The sequence below is a fragment of the Paraburkholderia susongensis genome (assembly GCF_900177725.1).
Lineage (GTDB): Bacteria > Pseudomonadota > Gammaproteobacteria > Burkholderiales > Burkholderiaceae > Paraburkholderia > Paraburkholderia susongensis.
This window is the reverse complement of sequence record NZ_FXAT01000017.1, coordinates 22698-42742: the sequence shown is the minus strand read 5'-3', so window position 1 is coordinate 42742 and position 20045 is coordinate 22698. Positions and strand designations below refer to the sequence as shown.

Here is a 20045-nt window from a genome sequence, read left to right as displayed (position 1 = left end):
CGATGGAATCTCCAAACGGGTACGCGCCGCGGATTTATTTTTTTCACTCTCCCCTCGTCGGGCCGCTCGATGCCTGGCCCGCACAGTTCGCCCACGCGGCCGCGCTGGGCTTCGATCATGCGTTGATCGGCGGACTGTTCGCGCCCGGCCAGGCGGGCCACGGGCAGGTGGTCGGCAATCATGCTCGGCTGCATCCGGTGTTCGAGGCGAAGCAGCCCGCCCACGACGCCATCCGCATGCTCGCCGATGCCGCGCGCCGCAACGGCCTGACCTTGCTGGCCGATCTCGTGATCGACCGCATGGCCGCCGACGGCACGCTCTACGCCGAACATCCCGACTGGTTCCACGCGCGGGAATCCGACGAAGCGCGGCTCGATCCGCGCCACGTGCATCGCGAGGACAACGTCGCCTATGCGAATTTCGACGCGCCGGCGAGTAGCGCCGCGCTGACCGTCTGGTGGACGCAGCAATTGCTCGCGCTCGCCGACGCCGGCGTGGGCGGCTTCCGTTTCGATTCGCCGCATCGCGTGCCCGCGGCCGTATGGCGCCATCTCGGCGACGCGGTGCGCGCGAAGCACGCGCACGTACGCTTTCTCGCCGCCACGCCGGGCCTCGCGCGCGGCGATCTGCCCGCGCTCGAACACGCCGGTTTCGACAGCTCGTTTTCGTCGGTGCGCTGGTGGGACTTCCGTTCGAGCTGGATGGCCGAGGAACACGCGACACTCGCACGCGTCGGCGCGCCGGTCGCCTTCCCCGAAGCGCCTTACGGCACGCGGCTCGCCGCCGACCTCGGCGACGTGCACGACGCCGCCATCGTCGAGCGGGCGTACCGGCGCGCGCTGCTCACGTCGGTTGCGCTCGGCAGCGGCTGGATGATGCCGATGGGCTTCGAATACGGCATCGCCGAGCCGATGTCGCAAACGCGCGGCGACGCCGCGCAATTCGCGCTCGCGGCGCAAGCGCGGCGCTTCGACCTCACGGCCGCGATCACGCAGGCCAACGACATCGCGCGCAACACGCCCGTGCTGCACGCCAACGGTGAGTTGCGCCCGCTCTCCGGGCCCGGCGCACCGGCCGCGGTCCTGTTGCGTGCCGATCGCGCCGATCTGCGCGATGCGAGCGAGGCCGTCCTGATCGTCGCCAATCCCGAACTCGGCACGCCGGTGCGCGTCGATCCCGCGCGCTTCCTCACGGGCGTGCCGGGCAGCTTCACGCGCTTCGCGCCGCTCGATGCGCACGGCCACGCGCAGCCCGAAGCGCTCACGCCGTTCGCGCTCGCGCCCGGCGCAGTGCGGCTGTTGCGCGCGTTCGCGGAGAAGCCGGTCTATCTTGCACCGCCGATCGACAAGACCAGCAGCAAACACAGCGGCCACAAGAGCGTGCTCGAGGCGATCGAGGCGCCGCGCGTCGCGATCGAAAGCGTGTCGCCGTCGGTCGAGCATGGGCGTTTTGCGGCCAAGCGCAGCGTCGGCGAACGCGCCGAAATCGGCGCGGCGATTTTCGCGGAGGGTCACGACAAGATCGCGGCCGCCGTGCTCTGGCGCGCCGCCGACGAAACCGCCTGGCACGAAGTGCTGATGTCGCCCGCGCCGCCCGCCGGGCTCGATCTGTGGAGCGCGCGCATTCCGCTCGAACGGATCGGCCGTTACGAGTTCACCGTGATCGCGTGGCGCGACGAATTCGCGTCGCTCGTCGAGCACATCGAGAAAAAGCTCAAGGCGAACCAGACCGTCGAGATCGAACTCGATGAAGCCGCGCACCTGTTCGCGCTCGTGCTCGCCGAAGTCGAAACAGGCGAGAACTCGGAAAAGGAACCGCTCGAGCGGATCGTGCGGGACTTCACGAAGGCGGACCCCGAACAGAAGCTCGCGCTGATTCTCGCGCCGGCCACCGCGCGCGCGATGACCGCCGCGCGCCATCGCCCGTTTCTGAGCCGCGATCCGGTGATCTACAAGATCGACGCGGAACGCACGGCCGCGCATTTCGCAAGCTGGTACGAGATCTTCCCGCGTTCGATGAGCGACGACGAAGCGCGCCACGGCACCTTCGCTGACGTGACGGCGAAACTGCCGCGCATCCGCGACATGGGTTTCGACGTGCTGTACTTCCCGCCGATCCATCCGATCGGCCTCGCGAACCGCAAGGGCCGCAACAACACGCTCACCGCGCAGCCCGGCGACGTGGGCAGCCCGTATGCGATCGGCGCGGCCGAGGGCGGCCACACCGCCGTGCATCCGCAACTCGGCACGCTCGACGACTTCAAGGCGATGCTCGCCGCCGCGCACGAACACGGCCTCGAAATCGCGCTCGACTTCGCGATTCAATGCTCGCCCGATCACCCGTGGCTGAAGGCGCACCCGACGTGGTTCGCGTGGCGCCCCGACGGCACGCTGCGCTACGCTGAGAATCCGCCGAAGAAGTATCAGGACATCGTCAATCCCGACTTCTATGCGCACGACGCCAAACCCGGCCTGTGGCTCGCATTGCGCGACGTGATCCTGTTCTGGATCGACGCGGGCGTGCGCATCTTCCGCGTCGACAATCCGCACACGAAGCCGCTGCCGTTCTGGGAGTGGATGATTTCCGACGTGCGCGCGCGCCACCCCGACGCGATCTTCCTTGCCGAAGCGTTCACGCGGCCGCGCATGATGAACCGGCTCGGCAAGATCGGCTTCTCGCAGTCGTACACGTACTTCACGTGGCGCGAGTCGAAGCGCGATTTCATCGAATACATGACCGAACTCACGCAAACCGGCGCGCGCGATTTCTATCGGCCGAACTTCTTCGTCAACACGCCGGACATCAACCCGCGGCATCTGCAATCGCAGGGACGCACGGGCTTTCTGATTCGCGCCGCGCTTGCTTCGACGCTGGCCGGTTTGTGGGGCGTGTATAACGGCTTCGAGTTGTGCGAGGCCGCCGCTTTGCCGAACAGCGAAGAATATCTGGACTCCGAAAAATATCAGTTGCGCGCGTGGGACTGGAACCGGCCCGGCAACATCGTCGGCGAGATCACCGCGTTGAACCGCATCCGCCGGGCGAACCCGGCGCTGCAATCGCATCTCGGCCTCACCTTCCTTACCGCGCACAACGACAACATCCTGTTCTTCGAGAAGGCAACCGAGGCGCGCGACAACGTGATCGTCGTCGCGATCAATCTCGATCCGTTCAACGAACAGGGCGCCGATATCGAGCTGTCGTGGGACACGTTCCAGCGCTGGCATCTGCACGATCACGGCGCGCTCGAAGTCGTCGACCAGATGACCGGCGCGCGCTTCGAATGGCACGGACGCTGGCAACACGTGCAACTCGGCTCGGGGCAGCCGTTCTCGATCTGGCGCATCGCGCCGCTCGGCGGTCTGCCCGCTGAACGTCCGGACGAGACCGGCCACGATCCGGACAGCGCTTATCACGCAGACGCTGGCAACCCAACCTTTATGGAAGGTGCGACATGAAGCGTGACGATTCCGCCCCCACCGCGCAACAGGCGCATACGGCCGCTGCCACCGGCAGCACGGCCAAGGCACATACGCGCCGGCGCGGCAAGCCGGCCACGCTGAGCGACGATCCGCTCTGGTACAAGGACGCGATCATCTATCAGGTGCACATCAAATCGTTCTTCGATGCGAACAACGACGGCGTCGGCGATTTCCCCGGCCTCATCGCGAAGCTCGACTACATCGCCGAACTCGGCGTGAACGCGATCTGGCTGCTGCCGTTCTATCCGTCGCCGCGCCGCGACGACGGCTACGACATCGCCGATTACCGCAACGTGCATCCCGACTACGGGCAGCTCGCGGACGTGAGGCGCTTCATTCAGGAAGCGCACGCGCGCGGCCTGCGCGTGATTACCGAACTGGTCATCAACCACACGTCGGATCAGCACCCGTGGTTCCAGCGCGCGCGCTGCGCGAAGCCCGGCTCGAACTATCGCAACTACTACGTGTGGTCCGACACCGATCAGAAATATCAGGGAACGCGCATCATCTTCATCGACTCGGAGCCGTCGAACTGGACGCACGATCCGGTCGCGGGCGCGTATTTCTGGCATCGCTTCTATTCGCATCAGCCCGATCTGAACTTCGACAACCCGGCGGTGATGAAAGAAGTGCTGCATGTGATGCGCTTCTGGCTCGACATGGGCATCGACGGGCTGCGGCTCGACGCGGTACCGTATCTGGTCGAACGTGAAGGCACGAACAACGAGAACCTGCCGGAGACGCACGCGGTCCTGAAGAAGATTCGCGCGACCATCGACGCCGAATACCCGAACCGGATGCTGCTCGCCGAAGCGAACCAGTGGCCCGAAGACGTGAAGGAGTACTTCGGCAACGAAGACGAATGCCATATGGCATTCCACTTTCCGCTGATGCCGCGCATCTACATGTCGATTGCGAGCGAGGACCGCTTTCCGATCACCGACATCATGAAGCAGACGCCGGACCTCGCCGAATCGAACCAGTGGGCGATCTTCCTGCGCAATCACGACGAGCTGACGCTCGAGATGGTCACGGATTCCGAGCGCGACTACCTGTGGAACACCTATGCGAGCGATCGCCGCGCGCGCCTGAATCTCGGCATTCGCCGCCGCCTCGCGCCGCTCATGGAGCGCGACCGCCGCCGCATCGAACTCATCAATTCGCTGCTGCTGTCGATGCCGGGCACGCCGGTCATCTACTACGGCGACGAACTCGGCATGGGCGACAACATCCATCTCGGCGACCGCGACGGCGTGCGCACGCCGATGCAATGGTCGTCGGACCGCAACGGCGGTTTCTCGCGCGCCGACCCTGAGCAGCTGGTGCTGCCGCCGGTGATGGGTTCGCTGTACGGCTTCGACGCGGTCAACGTCGAAGCGCAAAGCCGCGACCCGCATTCGCTTCTGAACTGGACGCGCCGCATGCTCGCGACGCGCCGCTCGAAGCAGACTTTCGGGCGCGGCACGATCCGCTTCCTGAAGCCGGAAAACCGCAAGATCCTCGCGTATCTGCGCGAGATGCCGGGCGAGCCGCCGATCCTGTGCGTCGCGAACCTCTCGCGCGCACCGCAGGCCGTCGAACTCGATCTGTCCGAATTCAACGGCACGGTGCCGATCGAAATGACCGCCGATTCGGTGTTCCCCGCGATCGGCCAGCTCACCTATCTGCTCACGTTCCCGCCGTACGGCTTCCTGTGGTTCCTGCTCTGCACGAGTAGCCAGCGTCCGACCTGGGCGCAGGCGCATTCGGAGCCGCTGCCCGAATTCGTGACGATCGTGATCCGCGAAGGCCAGACCGGCCCGACGCCCGAGAACGTGCGGCTGCTCGAATCGGAAGTGCTGCCTTCGTGGCTAAGCCGGCGCCGCTGGTTCGCGTCGAAGGATCAGAAGATGCAAGCGGTGCGGCTCGCCGCGCTGACCACGATTCCGAACGGCGGCTTCGCGTTCACCGAAATCGAAGTGGATGTCGGCAATCACACCGAGCGCTACGTAGTGCCGATCGCGATCACGTGGGGCAGCGACACCACCACGCCGCTGTTCCTGCAACTGGCTCTTGCGCGCGTGCGGCGCGGCCGCAACGTCGGCCACCTGACCGACGCGTTCTCGCTGCCGATCTTCGCCCATAACGTGTTGCGCAAGCTGCGCGAACGCGCCGTCGTGCCGACCGTGCAGAAGAGCGAGATCAGGTTCTTGCCCACCGAGCGCTTCGCCGAACTCGACCATCTCGGCGAGCGGCCCGAGATTCGCTGGCTCGCGGCCGAGCAAAGCAACAGCTCGCTGATCGTCGCCGATGCCGCGGTGCTCAAGCTCGTGCGCCGGCTCGTGAGCGGCATTCATCCGGAGGCGGAAATCAGCCGCTATCTGACCCAGCTCGGCTATGCGAACACCGCGCCGCTCTTCGGCGAAGTGGTGCGCGTCGATCCCGAGGGCGTGCCGCATACGCTCGCGATCCTGCAGGGCTACATCGACAATCAGGGCGATGCGTGGAACTGGTCGCTCGATTATCTGCGCCGCTCGGTCGACGAACTCGCGATTGCGATCGATACCGAAACGCAGACCGTGCCGGACCGTGCCAACGAAGTGATCCTGATCGACGGTTACGGCGAACTCGCCGGCATCATCGGCAAACGGCTCGGCGAGTTGCATGTCGCGCTCGCAACACCAACCGCCGACCCCGCATTCGCGCCGGAGCCGGCCGACGCCAAACAGGTGAAGTCGTGGGTCGACGCGACGCAGACGATGCTCGCGAGCGCGCTCGATCTGCTCGCACCGCGCATCGCGGAGATGAGCGATCCGGACACGAAGGGGCTCGCGCAAAGCCTGATCGACCGCCGCGCCGCGCTCGTCGAAGCGGTCGACAAGCTGGTCCCCGCGGATGCGGCCGCGCTGCGCATCCGCGTCCACGGCGACTTCCATCTCGGCCAGGTGCTGGTCGCGCAGGGCGACGCCTATCTGATCGACTTCGAAGGCGAACCCGCGCGTTCGCTCGAAGAGCGCCGTCAGAAGTCGAGCCCATTGCGTGACGTGGCCGGTCTCATGCGTTCGCTGTCGTATGCGAGCGCCGCCGCGCAGTCGACCACCGAAAGCGCGCCGCAACAAACCGCGGACCGCAAGCGCGCGCTGTTCGAGCGGTTCCGTGCGCACGCGACCACGGCGTTCCTCGCCGAATACCGCACGGCCGTCGCCGAAGCGCCAACCCCGCTCGTCGCGCCCGAGTCCGAGCAGGCACTGCTCGACCTGTTCCTGATCGAGAAGGCCGCGTACGAGATTCGCTACGAGGCGGCCAATCGTCCGACGTGGCTCAGCCTGCCGGTGCGCGGCCTCGCCGCGCTCGCGAGCCGCATGCTCGGCGACACCGGCACGCCGAAGAACCGCAGCCCGTCAACCCAGGCGCCTGGCGCCGCCACGCCGCCCAACCCGGCCGAGGGCGACTATGAGTGAGCATGATGCGGCCGCCGGCCTTCAGCCTGTCGATATCGACGCGCTCGTCGAAGCGCGCCACCCCGATCCGTTCTCGCAGCTCGGCCTGCATCAGACGAACGCTGGGCCGGTCGTGCGCGCACTGCTGCCGAACGCCGCGCACGTCAGCGTGATTTCGCGCGCCAATGGTGCGACGCTCGGCGAACTCGAACCCTTGCGCGCGGGGCTGTTCGCGGGCCGCGTCACGTCCGCGGCGCCGTACCGCTTGCGGATCGACTGGCATGGCGTCGTGCAGGAAGTGGAGGACACCTACTCGTTCGGCCCCGTGCTCGGCGACGAACCGCTCGAGCGTCTCGCGCGCGGCGATCCCTATGCGGTGCTCGAATGTCTCGGCGCGCGGCCCATGGACATCGACGGCGTGCCCGGCGTGCGCTTCGCGGTGTGGGCGCCGAACGCGCGGCGGGTGTCGGTCGTCGGCGACTTCAATGCCTGGGACGGCCGCCGTCATCCGATGCGGCTGCGTCATCAGGCTGGCGTGTGGGAGCTGTTCGTGCCGCGCGTCGGGCCCGGCGCGCGCTACAAGTACGAACTGCTGTCGCGCGACGGCCATCCGCTGCCCTTGAAGGCCGATCCCTGCGCGATGCAGACCGAAAAGCCGCCGGGCACCGCGTCGGTCGTCGCGCACGTCGACGAGGTCGAGCAGTTTCCGTGGACCGATCACGACTGGCTCGAGGCGCGTGGCGGCAAGCAGACCGTGCGCGCGCCCATCACGATCTACGAAGTGCACGCGGAATCGTGGCTGCGCATCGCCGAGCAGGGCCAGCGCGGCCTCGACTGGGAAGAACTCGCCGAGCGGCTGATTCCGTACGTGAAGAGCATGGGCTTTACGCATGTCGAGTTCATGCCGATCGCCGAGCATCCGTTCGGCGGCTCGTGGGGCTATCAGCCGCTCGGGCAGTTCGCGCCGTCCGCGCGCTTCGGCAGGCCCGAGCAGTTCGCGCGCTTCGTCGACCGCGCGCATGAAGCTGGGCTCGGCGTGCTGCTCGACTGGGTGCCCGCGCATTTTCCGAACGACGCGCACGGCCTCGCCGATTTCGACGGCACGCCGCTCTACGAGCACGCCGATCCGCGCGAGGGCTATCACCAGGACTGGAACACGATGATCTACAACCTCGGCCGCAACGAGGTGAGCGCGTTCCTGGTCGCGTCGGGTCTCGCGTGGCTCAAGCGCTATCACGTCGACGGACTGCGCGTCGATGCGGTCGCGTCGATGCTCTATCGCGACTATTCGCGCGCGGCCGGCGAGTGGGTGCCGAACATCTACGGCGGCCGCGAAAATCTCGAATCGATCGCGTTCCTGAAGCGGCTGAATCACGAGGTCCGCTATGTGCCTGGCGCACCCGGCGCGATCACGATCGCCGAGGAATCGACCGCATGGCCGGGCGTGACCGCGCGCGTCGAAGACGGCGGCCTCGGCTTCGACTTCAAGTGGAACATGGGCTGGATGCACGACACGCTGCACTACATGCACGAAGACCCGGTCTACCGCCAATACCATCACCACAACATGACGTTCGGCATGGTGTACGCGTACTCGGAGCGCTTCGTGCTGCCGCTCTCGCACGACGAAGTGGTGCACGGCAAGGGCTCGCTGCTCGGCAAGATGCCCGGCGACAGATGGCAGCGCTTCGCGAACCTGCGCGCGTACTTCGGTTTCATGTGGACACATCCTGGCAAGAAGCTGCTGTTCATGGGCGGCGAATTCGGCCAGATGGCGGAGTTCGATCACGACGGCTCGCCGCACTGGCATCTGCTCGACGACCCGAATCATCACGGCGTGCAACTGCTGGTGCGCGATCTGAACCATCTGTACCGCGACGAGGCCGCGTTGCATCTGCTCGACAGCGAGCCGGGCGGCTTCGAATGGCTGATCGGCGACGACAGCGCGAACAGCGTGTTCGCGTATCGCCGCACCGACGGCGCCGGCCAGGAGTTCGTCGTGATCTGCAACATGACGCCGGTGCCGCGCGTCGGCTACCGCATCGGCATGCCGCGCGGCGGACGCTGGAGCGAAGTGCTGAACACCGATGCGAGCGTGTATGGCGGCTCGAACATGGGCAACGGCGGCCTGATTCATACCGACCATGTGTCGAGCCACGGCCGCCCGCACTCCGCCGCGCTGACGCTGCCCCCGCTCGCGACGATCGTGCTGCGCGCGGATTGACGAACCTGCCGTACCACGGGCGCACGGCGCGCGAGAACATGCGCCGCGCGCCCGTTTCATGAAAACCCGGGCTTTGCGCTCATAAATCAGAACAGGAAAGGGGAATCATGTCGCATGCAATGCCCGACCGGCTGCTGCCCGGCACGCCGTATCCGCTCGGTGCGAGCTGGGACGGTCTCGGCGTCAACTTCGCGGTGTTCTCGGCGAACGCGCAGAAAATCGAGCTTTGCCTGTTCGATCCCACCGGCCGCAAGGAACTGCGCCGCTTCGAACTGCCCGAATGCACCGACGAAGTCTGGCACGGCTATCTGCCGAACGCGCATCCGGGCACCGCTTACGGCTTTCGCGCGCATGGGCCGTATCAGCCGCAATTCGGGCAGCGCTTCAATCCGCACAAGCTGCTGCTCGATCCGTATGCGCGCAAGCTCGTCGGGCAGTTTCGCTGGTCCGACGCGCTGTTCGGCTATCGCGTGCATTCGAATCGCGCGGACCTGTCGATCGACCGGCGCGATTCGGCGCCCGCAATGCCGAAGTGCGTCGTGATCGACGAGGCGTTCGACTGGTCACACGACAGGCACCCGAACGTGCCGTGGGGCGAGACCGTGATCTACGAGACGCACGTGCGCGGCGCGTCGATGCTGCGCCCCAACCAGCGCCAGCACGAACGCGGCACGTTCGCCGCGCTCGCGTCGCCGGAGTTCATCGAGCATCTGCTGAAGCTCGGCGTGACCGCGGTCGAACTGTTGCCCGTGCACGCGTTCCTGAACGACCGCTTTCTCGTCGAGCGCGGCCTGCGCAACTACTGGGGCTACAACACCGCCGCGTTCTTCGCGCCCGATCCGTCGTATCTGAGCACGCACCGGCTCGACGAAATGCGCATCGCGGTGCGGCAGTTGCACGCGGCCGGCATCGAGGTGATTCTCGACGTGGTCTACAACCACACCTGCGAAAGCAACGAAATGGGACCGACGGTCTCGTGGCGCGGGCTCGACAACGCAAGCTACTACCGGCTGATTCCCGGCGACGAGCGCCACCATATCAACGACACCGGCTGCGGCAACACGCTGAACCTGGCGCATCCGCGCGTGATGCAGATGGTGATGGATTCGCTGCGCTACTGGTCGACTGCGTTCAACATCGACGGCTTTCGCTTCGATCTCGGCGTGACGCTCGGGCGCGAAAGCCACGGCTTCGATCCGGGCGCGGGCCTCTTCGACGCGCTGCGCCAGGACCCGATCCTGTCGCAGCGCAAGCTGATTTCCGAGCCGTGGGACATCGGCCCCGGCGGCTATCAGCTCGGCAATCATCCGCCGGGCTTCAGCGAATGGAACGACCGCTTTCGCGACACCGTGCGACGCTTCTGGCGCGGCGACGCGGGCCTGCGGCCCGATCTCGCCGCGCGGCTCACCGGCTCGGCCGATCTGTTCAACCGGCGGCACCGCAAGCCGTGGGCGTCGATCAACTTCGTCACGTCACACGACGGCTTTACGTTGGCCGACGTCACCGCTTACGAGCAGAAGCACAACGAGGTAAATCAGGAAGACAACAACGACGGCCACAACGAGAATTGCAGCCGCAACTGGGGCGTGGAAGGCCCGAGCGACGACCCCGCGATTCTCGCGACGCGCCGGCGCGTCGCGCGCTCGCTGATCGCGACGCTGCTGGTCGCGCTCGGCACGCCGATGCTGCTCGCCGGCGACGAAGCGCTGCGCACGCAGCGCGGCAACAACAACGCGTATTGCCAGGACAACGAAATATCATGGCTCGACTGGGAACTCGCCGATTCGCCGGAAGGCCGGCGCATGACCGAATTCGTCGCGCGCGTGCTCGCGTTGCGCAGGCACCATCCGCTGCTGCGCGAAACGCGTTTTCTGTTCGGCGACCGCGAAGTGCTGCCCGGCCTCTTCGATGTCGGCTGGTTCGACGAGCAGGGCGACCCGCTCACGATCGAAGCCTGGCAGGACCCCGAGGGCCGCGCGTTCACGTTGCGCCGCGCGGGTCCGGGCCTGAATGGCGAAACGGAAGTATTGTTACTGATGCTCAACGCGCACGAAGAGCCGCGGCAATTCGTTCCGCCCCCGCCGCACCTGGAATGGCATGTGCTGTTAGACACGGCAGCCCCCGAAAGCGCGCCACAGCGGCTCGCGACGGCCGAAGTCGAAGTCGGCGCGCACGCCCTCGTGATGCTGGCGGCGCAGCCGACGGGCGACGCGGACTGGCAGGCGGGCTGGAAAGCCGGCGCGCAGCACGGGCCAAGGCTGCTGACCGCGCTGCCGCCTGATCCTGGTGCAAGCGCGGGCGCGAATGCGGATGCCGCGGCAGAGGCCTCCGCATTCGACGACGGCGCATCGCCGTAAACGGCGTGGCAGCGTCGCCGGCGCGGCAGAGATGTTGGACAGAGATATTGCAACGCGGCTCGATAGCAGATTCCCGAATGGTGAAGCATCATGTCCGAAAGTCCGATTGATCCTCATGCGCATCATCACGCGCATTGCCTGCCGTTCAGCGCGCAACTGCTCGGCGCTGGCGGCGCGAAACCGCGCACGCGCTTCCGTTTCTGGGCGCCGTCGTGCAAGAGCGTGCAGGTGGCCGTCGAAAACGGTCCCGCGCAGGGCATGCACGACATGACGCCGGCCGGCAACGGCTGGTTCGAAGCGACCGTGGAAAGCGGCGCGGGTACGCTGTACCGCTTCCGGCTCGACGGCGGACAGGCGGTGCCCGATCCCGCGTCGCGTTTCCAGCCGCAGGACGTGCATGGGCCGAGCGAAGTGATCGACCCGCGCGCGTATCGCTGGGAGCACACCGGCTGGCATGGCCGCCCCTGGGAGGAAACGGTGCTGTACGAATTGCACGTCGGTGCAATGGGCGGCTATGCGGGCGTGCAGAAGCGCCTGCCGGCGCTCGCCGCGCTCGGCGTCACCGCGCTCGAGCTGATGCCGCTCAACGACTTCCCCGGCCGCCGCAACTGGGGCTACGACGGCGTGCTGCCCTATGCGCCCGATTCCGCGTACGGCCGCCCCGAAGACCTGAAGGCGTTGATCGACGCCGCGCACGGTCTCGGCCTGATGGTGTTTCTCGACGTGGTCTACAACCACTTCGGCCCCGACGGCAACTATCTGCACACGTATGCGCGGCAGTTTTTCCGCGAAGGCGCGCCGACGCCGTGGGGCCCGGCGATCGATTTCGAGCGCAGCGAAGTGAGCGAATTTTTCACGGACAACGCCGTGTACTGGATCAACGAATATCGCGTCGACGGGCTGCGTTTCGATGCGGTGCATGCGATTGGCAATCACGAATGGCTGCGCGAATTGTCGGACCATATCCGCGCGCGCGTGCAGCATGGCCGCCACGTGCATCTGGTGCTCGAAAACGAGCACAACAGCGCGAGCCTGCTCGACACGCATTTCGACGCGCAATGGAACGACGACGCGCACAACACGCTGCACGTGCTGCTGACCGGCGAAACCGAAGGCTATTACCACGCGTATGCAAACCAGCCGATCCGCCGTCTCGCGCGCGTGCTATCCGAAGGCTTCGCGTATCAGGGCGACCCGTCGCCGATTCACGACGGCGCACCGCGCGGCGAAGCGAGCGGACATCTGCCGCCCACATCCTTCGTGATGTTCCTGCAGAACCACGATCAGATCGGCAATCGCGCGCTCGGCGAGCGCTTGCGCACGCTGACTTCGGACGACGCGCTGCGCGCCGCCACGGGTCTCCTTCTGCTGTCGCCGCAGATTCCGCTGCTGTTCATGGATGAGGAATACGGCTCGAAACAGCCGTTCCTGTTTTTCACCGACTACACCGGAGAACTCGCCGACGCCGTGCGCGAAGGACGGCGCCGCGAATTCGCGCGCTTCTCCGCGTTCAGCGACGAAAAACGGCGCGCGCGGATTCCCGATCCGAACGACGCGCAGACCTTCACGGCATCGTCGCCGCCCGCGCCCGATGCAACGCCCGATGCAACGCTCGCGCACGACCGCCTCGACTGGCTGCATTTCTACAAGTCCGCGCTCGCGGTGCGCGCGAAGCTCATCACGCCGCGTTTGCAGCACGGCAAGGCGCTCGGCGCGAACGTGCTGCGCGCGGCCGATGGGGGCGACGCGAACGCGCTCGTCGCGCGCTGGAAACTCGGCGACGGTGAAACGCTGTCGCTTGCGCTGAATCTCTCGCCGCACGATGTCGGGTTCGATCACGTGCCGGACGGCAAAGTGATTTTCGAAACCCCGCCGCGCGTGCCCGAACGGATCGACGCCCACGTGCTGCCCGCGCATGCGTTCGTCGCGTGGCTGACCGGCGACGTCAGCGAATACGCGAGCGGTCACGATGCGCGCGTTGCGGGCCAACAGGAGCATCACGCGTGACGACCCGACGCCCCAACGACAGGATCGCCGCACTCGCCGCTCGCGCAGGTTTCGAGGTGGAATGGCAGGACGCGCATCGCACGACACAGCACGTGCCCGAGAGCACGCTCGCGACACTGCTCGAACGCATGGGCCTGCCGTGCGGCAACGCCACCCAGGTCCGTCAGAGCGCCGCTGCTTTGGAGGCCGAACTATCGGGCCGCAAGATGCCGCCGCTGATGACTTCGGTGGTCGGGCGCGGCATCGCGCTGCCCGCGGCCGCGATCAAATCGGGCAGCCATTACCGGATCGAACTCGAAAGCGGTTCGATCATCGACGGCCGCTTCACGGCGCCGAAGGGCGAGGAAGCGCTGCTCGCGCCGATCGACGAGCCCGGCTATCACACGCTCGTCATCAACGATCAACACGTGACGCTCGCGGTCGCGCCGCCGCGCAGCTACACCGTCGCCGATGCGTGGCGCACGCTGCATGACGGTGCGGGCAAGGACGCGCCGCCCGCGCCGCCGCTCTGGGGCATCGCCGCGCAACTATACGGCTTGCGCCGTACCGGCGACGGCGGCATCGGCGATTACACGGCGCTCGCGCAGCTCGCGCAGCACAGCGCGAAGCGCGGCGCGCACGCGCTCGCCGTGAGTCCGACCCATGCAATGTTCAGCGCGCAGCCGGAGCGCTTCAGCCCGTATGCGCCGTCGTCGCGTTTATGGCTCAACGTCACGCATATCGATCCCGCGGCGATGTTCGGCGCCGCCGCGATGCGCGCCGCGCTCGCGTCCGTGCTTTCGTCCGAACATGGAGGCAGCGCCGGGTCGAACTACGAGGACGAGCCGCTGATCGACTGGCCGAACGCGACGCCGCTCAAGCTCAAGGTACTGCGCGCGCTTTACGAACAGTTCAACGCGCACGAGCGCGCGCAGCACACGCAGCGCGCGCTCGAATTCCACGGCTTCTGCGAACGCGCCGGCCGCGCGCTCGAAGATCACGCGCGCTTCGAAGCGCTACAGGCCGCGCAGCTCGCGCAAGGCGGCGACGCGCACTGGCGCAACTGGCCCGAGGCGTTGCGCGATCCGCGCAGCCCCGAAGTCGAAGCATTCGCCGCCGCGCATCGCGATGAAGTCGACTTTCATCTGTTCCTGCAATGGCTCGCCGCGCGCGGCCTGTCGCATGCGCAGCACGTGGCGCGCGAAGCCGGCATGGCGATCGGCCTGATCGCCGATCTCGCGGTGGGCTGCGACAGCGCCGGCAGTCACGCGTGGTCCTATCCCGACGACATGCTGCGCGGCGTGTCGGTCGGCGCGCCGCCCGACCTCTTCAACCAGGCCGGCCAGTCGTGGGGGCTCACCACGTTCTCGCCGCGCGCGATGCGCACGCAGGGCTTCTCCGCCTTCATCGACATGCTGCGCGCCGCGTTCGCGCAGGCCGGCGGCATCCGCATCGATCACATTCTCGGCTTGCGGCGTCTGTGGCTCGTGCCCGAAGGCGAAAGCGCGCGCAACGGCGCGTATCTGCGCTATCCGCTCGAAGACCTGCTGCGGCTGATCGCGCTCGAATCGTGGCGGCATCGCGCGATCGTGATCGGCGAGGATCTCGGCACCGTTCCACCGGGTTTTCGCGAGCGGCTCGGCGAGCACGGCATCGACGGAATTCGCGTGCTGTGGTTCGAGAGCGCGCGCGACGGCAACGGCTTCAAGGCGCCGCGCGAATGGGATCGCCACGCGGTCGGCACGACCACGACGCACGATCTGCCGACCGTGGCCGGCTGGTGGCGCGGCAGCGACATCACGTGGCGCAACCGGATCGGCCAGACGATGGCGCGCGCCGACGGGCGCGATCCCGAGCAGGCCGCGCAGAAAGAACGCGCGCGCGACCGCGCCGCGTTGTGGCGCGCGTTCCAGCAAGCCGGCGTCGCCGCGCCCGGCGTCGCGCCACCGCCGCCCGAGAGCGCGCCGGTCGACGAAGCGCTCGCGTTCGTCGCCGCGACGCCGGGGCCGCTCGTCACGTACCCGCTCGAAGACCTGCTCGCGCTCGTCGAGCAGCCGAACCTGCCGGGCTCGATCGACGAGCATCCGAACTGGCGCCGCCGCATGACGCTGCCGGTCGATGCCATGTTCGACGACGCTGCGTTCAATGACCGCCTGCTCGCGGTCGACCGCGCGCGCCGCGCCGGCGCTTCGGCTTCGGCTTCGGCTTCAGTGCGGCCCTCCGCTCCTTCGTCCAACGCTTCTTCGGAGCCCGACACGCCATGACCGTCCCACGCTCCACGCTGCGCCTCCAGTTCCATCGGGGCTTCACGTTCGACGACGCCGCGCGCCACGTCGAATACTTCGCCGCGCTCGGCATCAGCCACCTGTATGCATCGCCGATCACGACAGCGGAGCCTGGCTCGACGCACGGCTACGACACCGTCGACTACACCGAGGTCAGCGCCGAATGCGGCGGCGAGGCGGGCCTGAAGCGCCTCGTCGAGAAGCTCCGCGCGCACGGCATGGGGCTCATCGCCGACATGGTGCCGAACCATATGGGCGTGGACGGATCGGGCAACGCGTGGTGGCTCGACATTCTCGAATGGGGACGCCACAGCGCGTATGCACGCCATTTCGACGTCGACTGGCACTCGCCCGACCCCGCCTTGCGCGGGAAGGTGCTGCTGCCGACGCTCGGCGCGTCCTACGGCGAAGAACTCGCGGCAGGCCGCATCGCGCTGCGTTTCGCGGCCGACAGCGGGCGCTTCTTCATCGGCTACGGTCCGCACGCGTTTCCGGTGAGCCCGATCGATTACGCGGCGATCCTGCAAAGCGCCGATCGCGCCGACCTGAGCGCGCTCGCCAATCGCTTTCAGGGACTCACGACGCAGCCCGCCGATCAGCCGCGCGCCGCCGAAGCGCGCGACGCGCTGCGCGAATTCGTCGCGCAGAACGGCGGCTCCGCGATCGAGTTCGTGCTGGAGACGTACGCGCCCGACGATCCCGTCACGCGCGACCGGCTGCATCGGCTGCTCGAACGGCAGCATTTCCGGCTTGCGTGGTGGCGCGCCGCATCGGACGAAGTGAACTGGCGGCGCTTCTTCGACCTCTCGACGCTCGCGGGCGTGCGTGTGGAGCGGCCCGAGGTGTTCGACGCGGTGCATGCGCTGATCTTTCGTCTGTACCGCGACGGGCTCGTGGACGGCCTGCGGATCGATCACATCGACGGGCTCGCCGAGCCGCGCGAATACTGCCAGCGTTTGCGGCAACGGCTCACCGAGTTGCGCGACTCCGCACCATACGTCGTGGTTGAAAAGATTCTCGGACGCGGCGAGCCGTTGCGCGACGACTGGCCCGTCGACGGCACGACCGGCTACGACTTCATGAACGACGTGGGCGCGCTGCTGCATGATCCGGCCGGCGCCGAGCCGCTCGCGCGCACGTGGGCGGAACTGACCGGCCGCAGCCCGCATTTCGCCGACGAAGCGCTTGCCGCGCGGCGCAAGATTCTCGCCGAAAACCTCGCCGCGGAACTCGATCGCGCCGCCCGCGCATTGCACCGCATTGCGCGCGACTCGCTGACCACACGCGACTTCACGTTCACGACGCTGCGCCGCGTGCTGACCGAACTGGTCGTGCATTTCCCGGTGTACCGCATCTATCCGCAGAACGGCCTGCGCAGCGCCGCCGACAACGTCTATTTCGACGAGGCGCTGGCCGGCGCGCGCACGACGCTGCCGCCCGCGGACCATGCCGCGCTCGAACGCGTGAATGCGTGGCTCGGCGGCAGCGCTGAAGACGCGCCGCCCGCGCGACCCGGCGCGCAGCAGCAACCGGCCCAGAACGGCGGGCCGCCGGCGCATGCGGGCTCGTCGCGGCGCAACGCGCAGACGCTGTTCTCGCAGTTGAGCGCGCCGCTCGCCGCGAAGGCGATCGAGGACACCGCGTGCTATCGCTACGGCCGCCTGCTGTCGCGCAACGAAGTCGGCTCGGACCCGGACGAGTTCGCGCTGCCGGTCGAGCAGTTTCACGCGGGCAATCTGGAGCGCGCGCAGCGCTTTCCGCATGCGCTGCTCGCCACGGCCACGCACGATCACAAGCGCGGCGAAGACGTGCGCGCGCGACTCGCAGTGCTAAGCGAGATCGCCGACGACTGGAGCGCGACGCTGCGCGCATGGTCGACATTGAACGCGCCGCAGCGGCGCGCGCTCGACGGCAAGCCGATCAGCAGCGTGAGCCATGACAGGAGCGACGCGTGGGCGCCCGGCCCCGCCGCCGAAGCGATGCTGTATCAGACGCTGGTGGGCTGCTGGCCGCCCCAGTTGCGCGCGGACGACGAAGCCGGCGTCCGGGAGTTGGCCGAGCGCGTCGCGCAATGGCAGTTGAAGGCGCTGCGCGAAGCGAAGCTGCAAACCAGTTGGTTCGCGCCCGACGAAGCGTACGAAGCGGGCTGCCGCGACTTCCTGTTCGGCATCCTCGCGCCGCAGCGGCGCGATGGATTCCTCAAGGAGCTGTCGGCCTTCGTCGAGCGCATCGGCCGCGCCGGCGTACTCAACAGCTTGCAGCAGACGGTGCTGCGCCTCACATCGCCTGGGATTCCCGATCTTTATCAGGGCACCGAGTTGTGGGACTTCAGCCTCGTCGATCCCGACAACCGCCGGCCCGTCGATTTCGCGAAACGCGAGGCATGGCTCACGCAGACGCCGCCGTCGGAATTCCTCTCCACGTGGCGCGATGGACGCGTGAAGCTCGCGGTGATCCAGCGCGTGCTCGCGGGGCGCGCGCATCTGCCGGAGCTGCTGGGTCAGGGCGCGTATCTGCCGCTCGCGGTGCGGGGCGCGCAGGCCTCGCATGTGATTGCTTTTGCGCGGCGGCTTGGCAGTGCGTGGGCCGTGGTGGTCGCGAGCCGGCTTGCGGTGGGGTTGCTGGATGCGGGTGAGGTGGGTCAGGCGGCGAGTGAGGCTGACAATGCTCCCGGCGCTCGAGGAGATTTACCGCTCGTCGATCCAGCGCACTGGGCGGATACGGCGGTCGAGATGCCGTCCGATCTGTCGGCGCGGGCGCTATTCGACTGGCTGAGTCCCGCCGCGCCGAAGGTCGACGACAACGGTCTGCTGTATCTGCGCGACGCGCTGGCCGCGATGCCGGTGGCGGTGCTTGTCGAGGATGGCGTGCCGCGCAGTTGAGGCGGAGGTTTACGGCTGCGCTCAGCCGCCCTCGTCGTCGAACATCTTCGGATACACGCGCACGAGCACGATGCGCGGCCCCTTCATTTTCTTGACCACCACGTCGAAGTGCTCGAACTCGACGCGCTGTCCTTCGGTAGGCAGATCGTTGAGCGCCTGGATCACGAGCCCGCCCACCGATTCGGCCTTGCCTTCGTCGATATCGATGCCGAGTGCGCGCTCCAGCGACACCACCGGCAAGCTGCCCTTGCCCATCAGCGTGCCGTCGTCCATGCGCGTCCAGTCGGCGTCGCCCTGGCGGAATTCGTCGTGAATCTGCCCGACCAGCGCGCCGAGCAGATTGTCGAGCGTGAGGAAACCGATCGGCTTCGCATGCTTGTAGCCGACCAGCGCAAAATGCGGCGCGCCCTTGCGGAAGCGGCGAAACAGCTCGAGCGCCGGCAGGTCCGGCCTCACGCATTGGACCGGACGCACGTAGCGGCCGAGGTCGTCGAGCGTGCTGCCCGCCTGGCGCGCGAGCAGCAGATCCTTCAGGTGGATCATGCCGGCCACGCGCTCGCCCGACGCATCCTCGAACAGCGGATAGCGGCTGAAGCGATGCCGTGCGACCACCTGCATGTTGTCGCGCAACGGCAGATCGCGCCGCAGCCCCACCATTTCATGCGGCGGCCGCATCAGGTCCGAGACGGTCATGCGCGAGAAATCGAGCGAATGCGCGATCGTGTTCCATTCGTCCTGGCTGTATGCGCCATCGGGCGAACCGCGCTCGCTCGCGACATGCGCGCGGCGGCCGCGCAGGATCAGCTTGAGTTCGTCGGTCGAGTAACGCGAGTCGTGGCCGTGATCGGTGTCGAGCCCCGCGACCTTCAGCACCATGTTCGCGCTCGTGTTGAGCAGCCAGATGGCCGGATACATCGCCCAGTAAAAGCCGTACAGCGGCATCGCCGCCCATAGCGAGACCTTCTCCGCCTCGCGGATCGCGAGCGACTTCGGCGCGAGTTCGCCGATGACGATATGCAGGAACGAAATGCACGAGAACGCGAAGAACAGCGAAATCCCGTGGATCAACTGCTCCGATTCGACGCCGAGCACCTTGAAGAGCGGCATCAGCAATTGCGCGAACGCGGGCTCGCCGATCCAGCCAAGCCCGAGCGATGCGAGCGTGATGCCGAGCTGACACGCCGACAAATAGGCGTCGAGCTGTCCGTGCACCTTCGCGAGCAGGCGTCCGCGCATGCCGTGCTGCGTGGCGAGGCTTTGCACGCGGGTCTGCCGCAGTTTCACCAGACCGAATTCCGCGGCGACGAAAAACCCGTTGAGGGCAACGAGAAACAATGCACCGATAAGGGCGACAACCTGGATCAAAGCGAAGGGCTCCGGCAACAAAAGTTGTCAGTATAGAGGGTGAAAGCT

Annotated in this window: 8 protein-coding genes; 7 read left to right on the top strand and 1 reads right to left on the bottom strand. The window is 67.2% G+C overall.

Annotated elements, in window-relative coordinates; all coding sequences use genetic code 11:
• Positions 1-2: 2 nt before the first annotated feature.
• The 7 genes from B9Z01_RS31255 (at position 3) to treY (ending at position 18632) form a co-directional block, all read left to right on the top strand.
• Positions 3-3455, top strand: a complete 3453-nt coding sequence (locus B9Z01_RS31255) for a maltotransferase domain-containing protein (protein WP_085489417.1) — start codon at positions 3-5, stop codon at positions 3453-3455.
• Positions 3452-6919, top strand: a complete 3468-nt coding sequence (gene treS / locus B9Z01_RS31250) for a maltose alpha-D-glucosyltransferase (RefSeq protein ID WP_085489416.1) — start codon at positions 3452-3454, stop codon at positions 6917-6919. Before B9Z01_RS31255 ends, treS begins: the two co-directional genes overlap by 4 nt.
• Complete coding sequence (gene glgB / locus B9Z01_RS31245) at positions 6912-9122, top strand: 1,4-alpha-glucan branching protein GlgB (protein WP_085489415.1); 2211 nt, start codon at positions 6912-6914, stop codon at positions 9120-9122. The genes treS and glgB overlap by 8 nt, the downstream gene beginning before the upstream one ends.
• A 107-nt stretch (positions 9123-9229) precedes the next feature.
• Positions 9230-11479, top strand: coding sequence for a glycogen debranching protein GlgX (gene glgX / locus B9Z01_RS31240; RefSeq protein ID WP_085489414.1), 2250 nt, complete (start codon positions 9230-9232; stop codon positions 11477-11479).
• A gap of 90 nt (positions 11480-11569) precedes the next feature.
• Entirely contained in the window at positions 11570-13486 is a 1917-nt protein-coding gene (treZ, locus tag B9Z01_RS31235) for a malto-oligosyltrehalose trehalohydrolase (RefSeq protein WP_085489413.1), read from the top strand.
• Positions 13483-15729 (top strand): 4-alpha-glucanotransferase, encoded by a 2247-nt coding sequence (gene malQ / locus B9Z01_RS31230; protein WP_085489412.1) that lies wholly within the window; start codon positions 13483-13485, stop codon positions 15727-15729. The genes treZ and malQ overlap by 4 nt, the downstream gene beginning before the upstream one ends.
• Positions 15726-18632: a malto-oligosyltrehalose synthase gene (gene treY, locus B9Z01_RS31225; protein WP_085489411.1), complete on the top strand. Its 2907-nt coding sequence runs from the start codon at positions 15726-15728 to the stop codon at positions 18630-18632. Before malQ ends, treY begins: the two co-directional genes overlap by 4 nt.
• A 21-nt stretch (positions 18633-18653) precedes the next feature.
• On the opposite strand, the gene B9Z01_RS31220 is transcribed toward treY, so the two are convergent.
• A complete protein-coding gene (locus tag B9Z01_RS31220) occupies positions 18654-19997 on the bottom strand; it encodes a hemolysin family protein (protein WP_085489410.1) in 1344 nt (447 codons plus the stop codon).
• Positions 19998-20045 lie beyond the last annotated feature (48 nt).